The sequence below is a fragment of the Nostoc sp. genome, from assembly GCF_036917275.1.
Taxonomy (GTDB): domain Bacteria; phylum Cyanobacteriota; class Cyanobacteriia; order Cyanobacteriales; family Nostocaceae; genus Nostoc.
Genome location: NZ_JBALDF010000054.1, coordinates 1 through 13405, shown reverse-complemented (window position 1 = coordinate 13405; position 13405 = coordinate 1). Strand labels below are relative to the sequence as shown.

11 protein-coding genes and 1 pseudogene are annotated in these 13405 nt (G+C 42.0%); 5 read left to right on the top strand and 7 right to left on the bottom strand.

What is annotated here, in order from left to right; translation table 11 throughout:
- Positions 1–144 precede the first annotated feature (144 nt).
- On the bottom strand, positions 145–819 hold the full coding sequence (locus V7K35_RS19715; protein ID WP_335080871.1) for a HupE/UreJ family protein: 675 nt from the start codon (positions 817–819) through the stop codon (positions 145–147).
- A gap of 370 nt (positions 820–1189) precedes the next feature.
- Here V7K35_RS19715 and V7K35_RS19710 point away from each other — a divergent pair, with 370 nt between their 5' ends.
- Positions 1190–3007 (top strand): endonuclease, encoded by a 1818-nt coding sequence (locus V7K35_RS19710; protein WP_335080869.1) that lies wholly within the window; start codon positions 1190–1192, stop codon positions 3005–3007.
- A gap of 221 nt (positions 3008–3228) precedes the next feature.
- Here the strand turns inward: V7K35_RS19710 and V7K35_RS19705 are convergent, their stop codons facing one another.
- The 3 genes from V7K35_RS19705 to V7K35_RS19695 form a co-directional block, all read right to left on the bottom strand.
- A complete protein-coding gene (locus tag V7K35_RS19705) occupies positions 3229–4980 on the bottom strand; it encodes an ABC transporter ATP-binding protein (protein ID WP_335080868.1) in 1752 nt (583 codons plus the stop codon).
- Positions 4981–5343: 363 nt separating this feature from the next.
- Entirely contained in the window at positions 5344–5997 is a 654-nt protein-coding gene (locus V7K35_RS19700) for a hypothetical protein (protein WP_334792596.1), read from the bottom strand.
- A gap of 10 nt (positions 5998–6007) precedes the next feature.
- The gene (locus tag V7K35_RS19695) at positions 6008–6355 is read right to left on the bottom strand and encodes a hypothetical protein (RefSeq protein WP_335080867.1); all 348 of its coding nucleotides are present in this window, start codon (positions 6353–6355) and stop codon (positions 6008–6010) included.
- Positions 6356–6516: 161 nt separating this feature from the next.
- Between V7K35_RS19695 and galE the strand changes: the two genes are divergently transcribed.
- A complete protein-coding gene (galE, locus tag V7K35_RS19690) occupies positions 6517–7515 on the top strand; it encodes a UDP-glucose 4-epimerase GalE (RefSeq protein WP_335080866.1) in 999 nt (332 codons plus the stop codon).
- Positions 7516–7739: 224 nt separating this feature from the next.
- Here the strand turns inward: galE and V7K35_RS19685 are convergent, their stop codons facing one another.
- Positions 7740–8435 (bottom strand): hypothetical protein, encoded by a 696-nt coding sequence (locus V7K35_RS19685; RefSeq protein WP_335080865.1) that lies wholly within the window; start codon positions 8433–8435, stop codon positions 7740–7742.
- Positions 8410–9681 (bottom strand): urease accessory protein UreH domain-containing protein, encoded by a 1272-nt coding sequence (locus tag V7K35_RS19680; RefSeq protein WP_335080864.1) that lies wholly within the window; start codon positions 9679–9681, stop codon positions 8410–8412. The genes V7K35_RS19685 and V7K35_RS19680 overlap by 26 nt, the downstream gene beginning before the upstream one ends.
- A gap of 434 nt (positions 9682–10115) precedes the next feature.
- On the opposite strand from V7K35_RS19680, the gene V7K35_RS19675 reads away from it, so the two are divergent.
- Positions 10116–10628 (top strand): hypothetical protein, encoded by a 513-nt coding sequence (locus tag V7K35_RS19675; RefSeq protein ID WP_335080862.1) that lies wholly within the window; start codon positions 10116–10118, stop codon positions 10626–10628.
- Positions 10629–10656: 28 nt separating this feature from the next.
- Here the strand turns inward: V7K35_RS19675 and V7K35_RS29775 are convergent.
- Positions 10657–10767 (bottom strand): annotated as a pseudogene (locus tag V7K35_RS29775) (IS982 family transposase); the annotation flags it as partial.
- Between the two features lie 97 nt (positions 10768–10864).
- On the opposite strand from V7K35_RS29775, the gene V7K35_RS19670 reads away from it, so the two are divergent.
- The gene (locus tag V7K35_RS19670; protein ID WP_334792628.1) at positions 10865–11074 is read left to right on the top strand and encodes a type II toxin-antitoxin system death-on-curing family toxin; all 210 of its coding nucleotides are present in this window, start codon (positions 10865–10867) and stop codon (positions 11072–11074) included.
- A gap of 131 nt (positions 11075–11205) precedes the next feature.
- A complete protein-coding gene (locus tag V7K35_RS19665; RefSeq protein WP_335080861.1) occupies positions 11206–12276 on the top strand; it encodes a M20/M25/M40 family metallo-hydrolase in 1071 nt (356 codons plus the stop codon).
- Positions 12277–13405: the final 1129 nt, after the last annotated feature.

Sequence of the window (13405 nt, the reverse complement as noted above, 5' to 3'; positions counted from 1 at the left end):
TTTGGCTAATCTAAACCCTGCGTCACTTTCAACCCGCCCTACACAGGGAAGGTCTTTGCGACAGTTCAATTCTGGGTAGTAGTACATAGTAAAGTAAAGGTGCGCTCGGCTTTGATATCTCTCTGCATCTTCTGCCGCACTGCATTAAATTCTCGAATTGCTCAAAAACACGATGCCGATCACACACAAAGCGAAGCCAGCAATGCTAATTTTCCAGGGTAAAATTCGGTTTATTTCTCCCATACCCATTGCACTACCAATCTCTCTGGCACTCATGGTAACTGCAAACAGAGTTAAGATAATGCCTAGTATATAGGCAACTAATGATATAATTCCTGCCCCAATAACAGATTCTGCATCAGCGTAACCCTGAAATAAACCAGCACTGACGCTCACCAGAGCAAAAACCGTAAAGTTTGGTTGATTTGGCATCATCAGCATAGTACCAAAAACGATGGTAGAAATGGCGATCGCTATTTCTGTACCTGGTAAATTTAGCCCGAATACATGAATTACAATGCCCAAGACTGCTGCTAAGACAAAACATCCAGCGATCGCAGCGCCACGAACAAACACAGATGAGAGTAAGCCAATAGCAACAATACCAACTAAACAATCCAAGCCAATTATTGGATCTGCCAGTCCCCAGAGAAAGCCTTCCCAGCAGTTAGAGATGGTATGACGATCTGGTGTTCCACTCAATGAACTCAGTAAGCTAATTAAGATTAGAGCTGCGATCGCCCCAATATGACGATGCATTAACTTTAAGGTGTAAAATTCCCTCCATGCACGGGATGCTGATAATTTAGTTTTGAACATTACCATATACCAAATTAGTTTTTTCAGTAATTTATACTACCCACATACTCAAAAAAACTAACGTAGTAATCACGCCAGATTACACTAGCTTCATCAAGTTCTATAAAGCTACGGTTATTGCCAAAGTCTTCTGATAACAGGCTGCGTAGCTTGCCACTGTAAATATTGCTATCAGTAAGGATCAAGACTTGATATTTAAGACGGTATGTAATCGACCGCAAATGCAGTTTAAAAATGTAGCTGCGATTTGCTTTTATCCTGGTATTTCTGACAAAGTAGGATACTTCCCTTTACCTAACCTAAAACTTATCTTAACTGAACTCTATTAAGAAAAAGACTAACCTAGAAAATACGTTCATTAGGAGAGAGAATGAAATTTCTCAAATTACTACTACTTAGTATCGCTCTCATCTTCTTTGCATGGATTAGTCCACTGCAAGCTAGTCCAATAGCTCAATTGCCAACTCCTTTACTTCCAGTTGCAGAACGTGAAACAACATCTTTGAGAAATTCACAGGATGTATTGACTGTTGCAACTTTTAATGTCGAGAATTTAGACCCGAAAGATCAGCGCTTTGATCAGATTGCTAAAATTATTGGCAATAATTTGAACGCACCAGATGTCATCAGTTTAATTGAAGTTCAAGATAACAACGGGCCAATCAATGATAACGTTGTGAATGCAAACCAGACTTACCAAAAACTGATTGCTGCGCTCAAAAATATCGGTAGTCCAGCATACGACTTTGTTGATATTGCGCCTAGCGACGATCAAGATGGTGGAGAACCTGGAGGCAATATTCGTGTCGGTTTATTATTTCGACCCAACCGGATAACTCTAACAAAATTGCCCAGAAGAGGCGGTTCATTAGATGCTGTGGCTATTACTCAAGGTTCAAATGGTCTTGACCTCTCGCTCAATCCAGGTCGGATTGACCCCAGGAATAATGCTTTCGATCAAAGCCGTAAGCCACTTGCGACAGAATTTATATTTAACGATCAAAAACTGTTTATCATTGCTAATCACTTTATTTCCAAGCTTGGAGGTTCTCCCAGCGATGATCAACGAGTCAAGCAAGCCCAAATCGTTAATGAATTCGTAGCGCAACTACTACAAGTTGACCCGCAAGCCAATGTAATTGTACTAGGTGACTTAAACGATTTACCAGATTCTTTACCTCTAAAGACCTTGGAGGGTAACATTCTTGAGAATCTGACGGTTCGTTTACCTCTTAGCGATCAGTTTAGTTTCAGATTCCGTGGAAATCCTGAACTTATTGACCATTTGTTGGTCAGTGAAAATCTTTCTCGTGTTGCTCAACCTGAAATCGACATTGTGCATGTCAACGTTGGCTTTAGTAAGCCTGTCAGCGACCATGATCCCGTGATTGCAGCATTTACATTACCTGCTAACCAGTCCACGTCTGACACAATCCCTCCCGTTAGCCAACCCACTCCTGCAAGTGATTCGGCAATTATATTGCCTCAATTATCCAAATTCGCTCTAGTTGACCAACTAGCTAAGGAGTATACGCCAAGCAAAATCTTGAATTATGATCGGGCAAGAGACCAAATGTTTGGCATTATTGACAACCGAGCAGGTATTGTGACAGACATTTATGCCAGTTACCCAATTCGTTTAATTGGTAATGGCGATCCTAGTCAGGAAGCTGAAAAATTAGGGCTGAATACCGAACATGTTTGGCCACAAAGTGAAGGTGCTGACAAAGGTAATTCCCGAAGTGACCTTCATCATCTATTTCCTGCACGAGAAGATATTAATAGTGAGCGAGGCAATAAACCATTCGATGATATAGCCGACACAAGTACTAAAAAATGGTATCGAAATAATACTGTTCAATCTACAATTCCTAATAGTGCAATTGACGAGTTTAGCGAATCAACATCTTCTGAATTTGAGCCTAGAGAGAAAGTAAAAGGAGATATAGCCAGGGCAATTTTCTACTTTTACACCATTTATCGGAATCAGGCTGAGAGAGTAGACTTAAATTACTTTCAGAATCAGCGTCAGACTTTGTGTAAATGGAATCAGCAAGACCTCCCAGATATTACTGAAATAGAACGCAGTCATGCGATCGCCCAATTTCAAGGTAATGACAATCCATTTGTGCTAGATGTCACATTAGCAGAACGGGCATACTGTGATTCCGAAAACGGTAGTGTTTGAGAGATGATTTCCTTTAGCTTCCAAACGATTATTGTAAAATTAACAGGACTTACGCAAAAATTGCTAACTTCGCTTAATTTATCGAACCGCCAAGACGAGGCAGTGCGTTGGGCGGCTCTGCCGACTTGAAGCAACTGCCGTGCCAAGAGCGCCAAGAATTCGTAGAGTGTGTGTAAGTCCTAATTAAGAGAGTGCAATTGTCCTTAACGTTAAATGTTGTACTAGTGCAGTAATTCCTCAACTTGATGCTGGCTCCACAAAGTTCTGTACAGACCCTGTTGTTGCACCAGTTGTGAATGATTGCCTATCTGAACAATTCTTCCTTTTTCCATTACAAAAATTCGGTCAGCAGCTGCCGCTGCCGATAATTGATGAGTAATGAAAATTACTGTCTTTCGTTCAGTACCACCAGAGAGATTTTTGAGGATTTGTGTAGCTGTTTGATTATCCACACTAGAGAGAGCATCATCTAAAATTAAGACTGGCGCACTGACCAGCATTGCCCTAGCCAAGGCAGTCCGTTGTCGTTGACCACCAGAAAGAGTAATACCGCGTTCACCAACAAGAGTTTCGTATTGCTGGGGAAAATTGTTAATTTCTGATTCAATTTGGGCAAGTTGAGCGACAGATTCTACCTGCTCTTGTTCGCTAATTGGGTCACCGTAGCGGATATTATTTTTGATTGTAGTGCTAAATAGAAAGCTATCTTGAGGAACGTAGGCGATCGCACCTCGTAAAGAAGCCAAAGCTATCTTAGTAATATCCAGCCCATCTAAAAACAATAATCCTGATTCAATATCCAACAAGCGCGGCAAAGCATTGGCCAAAGTGGATTTCCCTGAACCAATAGCCCCAACAATTGCCACGGTTTCTCCCGGAGTAATGGTAAAGTTAACATTTTCTAAAGCTGGAGTAGTGGAACCAGGGTAATTGTAGGTGAGATTTTTAGCTGTCAGTTCCCCTTTAAGTTCAGCTAGTGGTAGATGTATAGCATCGGCTCTGTCTTGAATTTTCGGTGTGACAGAGAGAATAGATTCAAGCCTATCGATACTAACTTCACCCCGTTGGTAGGCAGTAATTGTGAATCCTAAAAGGGCAGTGGGAAAAACTAGACGCTCTACATAAATTAACAGTGCTAAAAAGTCGCCAACCTGAAGGGTTCCAGAAGACATCCGCCCTACTCCTAGCCAGATGATAACTAGTGAACTGACATTGGCTAGTCCACCAATTAGCGGAAACAGTGTATTTCGGAGTTTTGCCAGTTCCAAGTTAGCAGTCAATAGCTGCTGATTTTTTTTAGCAAAGGCTCGACGCTCGTTTGCTTCTTGGGCATAGATTTTAATTAAAGCAATGCCACTGATATCCTCTTGGATGAGTTCGCTCATGTCAGAGAGTTGCTCTTGGACTGCTGCTTGTTGTTTGCGTAAGCGATCGCTAAACAAACTCACTAACAAGAACATAAAAGGGTACACTGCCAGGGAGGCTAGTGTCAGATCCACACTAATCGCTAGCATTACTGGCAGTGTCAGGGCGTAGGCAAACACCGTATTTGCCAAACTCAAAACTGCAAAACCCAATAACCGCTTGATATTGTCCACATCACTGGTAGCGCGATTAATCAAATCGCCAGCAGTATTACTGGCAAAATAAGCCGGCTCCAACTTGAGTAAGTGTTCAAAAATCCGTTGTTTGAGGTCAAATTCCACCTGACGCCCTACTCCAAATAGCCAAATGCGCGATGCCATCCGCATTAGCCACATTGCCGAACTGAGCAAGACAATGATTACTACGTAATGTAGGATTTGGTTCCAGCTGAAGGTTGTCGAGAGTTTGTCAACACCAGCACGAATCAACCAAGGGATATAAACGCCTAGTGCATTGACAGACAACAAAGCGAGAATGCCTAAGGACACTTCCCGCCAATAGGGTCGTAGGTAAGCAGTGAGTTTAGCGATTCGTCGAGATTTTGCCATTAAAGCAATTTTGCAACTTTATCATCTGAGATTAACTGTTAGTCCAAGAAGGTAGCTATGTAGAGGGAATATCGCTTGTAAATTCAGCTTTTGTTACCTCTTTCAACTGGATAGTTATTGCCGTTCCCATTCGGCTTTGGGCGAAAGGGAACGTCTACTTAAACTCTTGGTATTCTGGTGGCAATCACAGCCTAAATTAATCCAGCTACTAGTACAGCGAGCGCGTAAATAAACTAACCATTCAAAATGGCGTAAAAGCCCAGAATATAATTCTTTTGACTTTTGACTTTTGATTTTTAACTTCCGCCTTGCGGTACTAGGGCGTGGCATTGTGACCTTTTGAGTTTTACTTTTTTAACTTTATTACCGCTGAACACGCAAGAACCTGTAAATTTCAAAGAGATAAGTTTCCCAAGTTCTGGTTGTCAATAGCAACGTTTCCGCATTCGGTACAAAGTCTTCAAGTCGTAAACCGCGGGCGCGAATATCTTGAGGACTTCCTTGTAATAGGTAGGGAGGCACTCTCAAATTATAAGAAATAATGCGATCGCCTGTCACATCTGAAATGTTTGCTGTGGTGGTTTGTTGCCCTAATGCCACCAGTATCCCAGATGTTGGTGCAGCAGTTGCTACATAGGTTTCACCTGCCATTGCTAGAGGTGCCCTATAAAGTAAATAAGCGACTGCTGGTGTACTTGCTAACAGCAAAATCGTCAGTGCCCAACCGATCAAGTATCCACCTGGTTTGTCTATCCCGCCTCCTTTGATTCTCTGAGCTGCAAAAATCATCATTAAAACAGAGGCCCCTAAAGGCTTGAGTGGAAAAGACAGCATCCTCGACAATGAGGCTACAGCTGGTTCATTGGGGTTAACAAATGATAGGGCTATGATTACCAAGATAACGACTAAGATCAATCGCCCGACAAAACTTCCAGAGGGATAAAATCGCTGGAACAGAGAATATACGATAGTGCCAATCAGCAGCCACAGCAGTACCCGACTTAGCAATAGAAACATAGATTAACTCTCAAATTTTCTGGTGCGGTGAGCCAGTGTGGTGGTGAGGCAGTCCGATCTTCTCCCAAAGCGAGAGGCTAACGCCTGCCGTAGGATGCCCGTAGGGCTGTAGGGAGTTCTCCACGCCACATGCTTCTCCTGTCGGAGACGCTGCGCGTAGCTTGCTTCCCCGTAGGGGTACAACCGGGGTAACCCCGGCAACGCAGTGGCTTTCTAAGAGGAACTGCCGTACATTGGTTTCCCGGTATAAAACAACTAGCGACTTCTTAGCTTTAGCGACGCTAGGAGCGTCACCCGTAAGGGTCAACCTAGAGGTTTCGGGAAATGGATTTATTTTATTGTCAAATTGTAATCGCACTGTTTGACTTAAAATACCTCAAACCTCACACCCAAAGACTACCGTCGTAGTGATTTTAGTGCAATTTTTTGACACTGCGTCTATTATTTATAATTTTCCAGAAGAGTAATGTGGCACCGATAAACTAAATTAATTGAGTAATCCACTCAAAAGGAAAAACTATGTCGTCTGGAAAGCCTACCATTTTGGTAACGGGGGGAGCTGGATATATTGGTTCTCATACAGTGCTTGCTTTGAAGCAAGCGGGTTATAACGTTATCATCCTTGATAATCTGGTCTATGGGCATCGTGACCTGGTAGAAAGGGTTTTACAGGTAGAACTGATAGTTGGGGATACAGGCGATCGCGCCTTGCTAGATCACCTATTTAAAACCCGCGATATTGCCGCTGTGATGCACTTTTCTGCATACGCCTACGTAGGAGAATCGGTGACTGACCCAGCTAAGTATTACCGCAATAACGTTGTTGGTACTTTGACTCTGTTAGAAGCGATGCTAACAGCATCTGTGAAGAAATTTGTCTTCTCTTCTACCTGTGCCACTTATGGTGTACCGGAATTTGTACCCATTCCAGAAACCCATCCCCAAAATCCGATTAATCCCTATGGCGCTACAAAGCTAATGGTAGAGCGGATTCTCTCTGATTTTGATGTTGCTTACGGTTTCCAATCAGTACGTTTCCGCTATTTCAATGCTGCTGGTGCTAATCCCAGTGCTTTGCTTGGCGAGGATCATAATCCAGAAACCCATTTGATTCCCTTGGTGCTGATGACAGCTTTAGGCAAACGAGAATCCATCTCAATTTTCGGCACCGATTACCCTACGCCCGATGGTACTTGTATTCGAGATTATATTCATGTTAATGATTTAGCAGATGCCCATATTTTGGGATTGGAATATTTATTAAAAGGTGGCGATAGCGAAGTTTTCAATTTAGGTAATGGCAGCGGCTTTTCCGTCAGAGAAGTAATTGCAGCAGCCGAACAGGTGACAGGAATTTCGATACCAGTAGAAGAACGCGATCGCCGTCCTGGCGATCCCCCAATTCTCATTGGCACCAGTGAGAAAGCCAGAACAATCTTAGGCTGGCAACCTCAGTACCCATCCATAAAAGATATTGTCGCTCATGCGTGGCAGTGGCATCAAAAGCGACATAAGTAGATTTGATGACATTGAGCCGAGATAGCTGCATATTCGGAAATTAAAGCTTTTAACATATCCTACTTAGGTTTGGTAATTTGTTATCTCTTTGTACTTAACACCGTTATTGGCAACAAAAAGTCAAGCCTTTTCAGCCCCTATTGCCGTTTTCGTTCATATCTCGGCTCAATGCTACAAGGGGGACAAGTAGGAAAAATTGCTTCCTTATCCCCCTTCCCACTCTCCTACTCCCTACCGCCTTTCATACTTTGCAGTACAACAACTAAGATGGCGATAAATGCGAAGATTGGAAGTGCGATCGCCCAAATTGGGAATTTCTGAGATTCACCCTCTACTAAATCGCCATTGACATCTCGCAGGTTTCGTGTACTATCTGTAGATCCACCTGCCACAGTCACTTCAAATTTTAACTTAAACGGTTTGAATCTTCCCCCAGAGACTGGTTTACCGTTTAGTTGCAACTCATAAATACCTGGTTTGGGAAAGACAACTTCCGCACCTGGGATGCCTTTATAGCGTTCAGCTGCCACAGATTTTAACTGTGGTTCTAGGAGTGGTGGCTCTCCGCCTGCATAGGGTTCGGCATAAACAGCTAACTGACAATTACACTGTGACAGGGGAATCACCCTTCCACCTCTGCGGGTAAGTGCAAACCAGACTTGGCTTGGTTCTCCAGCCTGGGGGTTATCATTTGGTTCAACATGGAGGGTGCCACCGACATCTGCTGCTACTTCTACCTGATGAGCAGCAGCAGGGTAAAGATCAGTTATTGAGATGACTAGGCAACTCAGGAATAATAAATACTTTATTGTTCCTTGATGCCAGGAAATGTCTTTGAGCGGATAACCTCTCTGTTTTTGACTCGTTGGGATGGAGCCAGAAAACAAGGGTGATTTACCGCAATTTGGTTGGGGGAACATAAAACTTTTCTACGGCTAACTTTGACCAAAAAAAGCGCGAACGTACTAGCAAGACACTGAGGGTAATAATTCCCATCAGTACTGCCGCTAATTTATTTCCCCAAGTTGATTGCAAGGAACCCAAATAATGGGAACCAATCAACACAGCATGAATGGCACTCAAGAGCAAGGCTGGCACACCCAATAGATGAATCTGTCGCCAACGCTTGCCCAAAGATTTCTGCAAGGATTCCCAACTCGTAAAAGCAGCGGGGGACATTAATAACAATGCTACAGCACCCGCAGCCATACCCCACTGAAATTCTTGTGGCATAAAATCAAAGGCGGCAAAATTCCATTGCAATGAGTGTTCTATCATGTGGGCGGTGTGAACCACAGAAAGCACAAAAGCTCCCACCCCCAAGGCGCGGCGATAACGCAGTGGTGAAGCCCACAACCCACTAATAGGACGCGCAATTAGCGCCAAAATTAAGCAAAATAAAGCGGCGTGTCCGGTGTAATCTACCATTGTGTCACCAGTCCGTAACAAGGTAATCACGCCAATGGTGAGTGTTACCCAACCACCTAATCGAAATAACTGACTGCGCCTGTCTTTACTTACCAATGATGTGGAAACGCCTACACCCAGCATAGTGGGCAGGGTTCCCAAGCCAAACGCCAGCATAGTTGCCCCACCCATCCATAAATTGCCAGTTTCAGCAGCTTTAATTTGGGCAGCATACAGGAAACCACAGGGCATTAAACCCCAAGTCATCCCCAAAAGCATTGGCGTCCACCATTTGGTTTTGAAGGAAAGCTTAACCATTCCCGCACTGAGGCGATCGTGTAAACTACCTTGTAATAAGGGATGTAACACGGGAATGCGCGGCAGTAAATCGGGTTTTACTTGTCCTAAGCCAAACCAAATCAGCATTACACCAGTTAGAATTGCCATCCAGCGCCGGAAGTCGCTGCCAACACCCGCTAGCTGTCCACCTTGCAGTAATACTGAACCTAGCGCCCCAATGCCAGCACCGACTAGAGCATAGCTCAACATCCGCCCCAGGTTTAACAAAAGATGAAATTTTAATTGCTGTTGCCAAGTGTCGGACTTTTCTAAGGTTGATATCCGTCCCAAGGAAGCTTTTTGTAGAATTTTCGGCTGATGAGACAGGGAAAACGCCACTGTTAGAGGGCCACACATCCCAAAGCAATGTCCAAAACTCCCCAGGAAACCCAAGATTGAGATCAGCAATAAATCTACCATAAAAAAAGTCCTGAGTTCTGAGTCATGAGTCCTGAGTGTCAAAATAAAGATTTTGAAGAATTAAGAAGAAATTCTTTTCTCTTCTTCTTTGCTCAGTACTCAGCACTCCTCTAGTGGGGCACTATAAGTGAAGTTGCGATCGCTGTCAAAAGACGATTTGTCAAACTTGATGTTTATTCATAGGAAAAAAAAAAGTAAGAAAATCTGAGTGTAAACACTCATAAAACTCCCTGAACGCGCGTAAATCCTAAACTAATAACTTGATGCATATCAGTATACGCCGTATATTAATATACTTTAATTTATGTATAATTTTAATAGATAAAGTAGCATCTACTTAAAAATGCCTGTCCATTGTTTTGATTAGTATTTTAATAGTATTCACAAACCTATCTTAACTAGATAATTTTCAACTAAACACAAGTAAAAAAGATATGTTATTTAACAATAAAGTATATAAAACAAATGATGTTTATGGTATTCAACGTGACCTCCCTTTAAACTATATAAAGAGGCAAGAAGTCGATAAAAAACTTATTGAAAATTTAGATAGAAGTAGACACGTTGTTATATATGGTAGCTCCAAGCAGGGAAAAACATCTTTAAAAAAGAGTTGCCTTAAATCTGACGAATATATTAATATTCAATGTCTCAATCATTGGAAATTAACAGATATACATCTTGCTATTCTGAAAAAAGCAGGTTACCAAACTACTCAATCTGTTAAACAAACAGCTTCTGGTAAGCAAAAGGTTGCAGCTTCTTTTGATGGAGTAGTGAATTTCTTCGGACTAACTGGAAGTAAAGGAACAATTGCAGCCGACACAGAACAACAAAAAACTACTGAGACTTTATTAGAAAATTTTGATGTTGATCCAGACGATGTAAATGATATTATTACTTGTCTGAATGCGATCAAATTTCAACAGTATATTGAATATAATTAGAAAATGTAACGCGATGTGCGACTTAATCTTACGTAACAAGTTCATCGAATTGAAGAGGCTCACAATTATGGCGATTAAGCCAGAAGCAAAGGGTATGAGTTAAAATTTTGTGATTGATTCTGCTGGATAAGTGCCACATATACTAAGACGACCGCATCATGTCAATAATAGTAGTATATTCTCAATATAGTTAAAATAATCTCATTAATCTTTGCTTATTGCTAAAGGTTTAAGCGATTGCATTTGTAAAAAACCATGCATTTATAGATGGCAATAAAAGGGTAGCTTTCGTTTCGATGGCTACCTTTCTGATATTGAACGCTTATTCTTTAGAAGTGCCAGAAAAAGAAGTTGTATTAATGATAAAAAGACTTTCAACTGATCAAGAGACTCAAGAGTCGATAGCAGATTGGATTAAAGAAAATTGTATTAAAATAGACAATTAAACTTATTGCAAAGTGATGCAGGTTTATTTAAGAATTTAGGGAACCAAAATATTAAACCCTTTCTAGCAATCTTGGAAAGTTATGCCTGTGGATTCGCGCTACCCTAAGTCTGAAAGCCAAGGATAAATGACATGAAAAAATGGATTTGGCTGATGCTGTTGGTGCTGATGGCAGTTGCGGTGGTGGGTAGCAGAGGTAGCACGTTTTTTGAACAGCGTCCGTCACCAGCAATTGTTCAAAGTATTCCAGTGAAAACACGCCAACCACAGGCAGAGTCAAAGGAAGTTGACAATACCCTACAAGTGTCTACTGACAAGCTGTTAACCCATATCCAAAAGTTAAATTTTCAGCGCTACACAACAACAGAGCGATCGCTTACTCGCACTTATATCACAACTGAACTGAAAAAGTTAGGCTGGAAGCCAAAATTGGAAAAGTTCTCTGAGGGTGTAAATATTTTTGCCGAACGCCCAGGAACTAACAAAGCCGCTAAAGCAATTCTCGTAGGAGCGCATTACGATACTGTTCCCTTATCCCCTGGTGCTGATGATAACGCCAGTGGTGTAGCCGTGGTGCTGGAAGTTGCTCGGTTGCTCGGTTCCCGTCCCACGCCACGGACGTTACAGCTAGCTTTTTTTGACAAAGAGGAAACAGGACTTTTGGGTAGTCAGGCTTTTGTTAACAAGACACCACGCTTACAAAACTTGGGCGGAGCGATCGTTATGGATATGGTGGGTTATGCTTGTTACACTGCTGGGTGTCAAAAATACCCTGCCGGATTGCCTGTTACCCCACCTAGCGACAAAGGCGACTTTTTGGCAGTAGTCGGTGATACAGAGCATTTGCCTTTACTCAATGCCTTTCAAAGCTCACAGATGCTCCGCTCAACCGCCCTAAATAAACAGAAATCAAATCTGCCACCAGTCCTAACACTACCAATTCCTTTTAAAGGTTTACTGACACCAGACACCCTACGTAGCGACCATGCACCGTTTTGGTATCAGGGTGTAGGTGCTGTGCTAGTGACAGATACCGCAAATTTACGGACTCCCCACTATCATAAATCTAGCGATGTTCCAGCGACTATCGAGCGATCGTTTTTCACAGGAGCAGCACAAATTGTAGTAAATGCTACTACTGCCTTGTTAGGGAAAAATGAGGTTTTGGAAACTCAACCACCAAGCTCAGTAAATAATTCCTAATTCGTAATTAATTAATTTAGGGACAGAGTGACTTAATTTATTACAGCAGTTTTCATTTCTTTGAACCACATATGTTGTAGGGACACAATAATGCTGTGAACATAGGGCGTGGCCTATTTACCTGAAAATTATTACTTATTTACCTACGGCACGCTGTACGAACAGGCATGGGGCTATAATTACGAATTATGTTGACCAACTTTTAGTTCAGGGAATCCCCAGTGGGTTATTCATCCAATACTGCTCGGTTAAGGGAAATGAGAGGTGAAATCAAGAAAATCTTGTTCGCGCATTAGATACGCGAACAAGATTTTCTAATTGAACTTACTTTTTCTCTTTAAGACTGTCGTATAAGTCAACCCAGTTTTGTCGAAGAGAATCAATACATCATTGTAAGTAATCGATTTGGGTTCTTCTAGCAACGGAGATGACGGCATGAATATGAGCCTGACTTCCAGCCTTGCCTAAATGTTTATATTTACTCACGACAACTACTATCCTTTCAAATTTTTAGGAAAGTAAGTTGAATACATCTATTATTTGGGCGATACAGTAAATTGTTCATCCTCAATTTATAGTTCAACAGGTTAAAAATATTCCCAGCAATTGACAATTAAATTTTTCGAGAGTGCCTTCAGGTACAAGCAACGTTTTTAGCTATTTTTGTTCTCGTACATCACACGCGAACAAATCATGATTTATTCCACTATCTATTTTCCCTTAACCGAGCAGTATTGAAACAGGAACCTGGTTTAATTTACACTGCATCTTTCACCCACATTTATACCGGATGAAACAGTATAAACTTTTGTCAAGATATTTAGATTTCACCTAAAGCTACATGGATCGCTCTTGATTTCGCCGGAGCGATCGCAGTAACTACTAATCACCAAGTGGCGAATTATAATTAGCCGCTTAGTTTTCTCAGTTGACTTGGCGAGAATGGCCCATAAGAGTCAGTGCCCGTTCTAGTTTTCCCTTCAATCCAGATACCGAATCAGGATCTTGCCAATTGCATAAGCAAATTTGGTTTCACCTACTCCACCATCTGAGGCTAGCAAGATGGTTGTACTTTTAGGGATAAGTCCGTTTAGTAGCCATTCCCGAACCGTGGAACCTGCTAATTCCT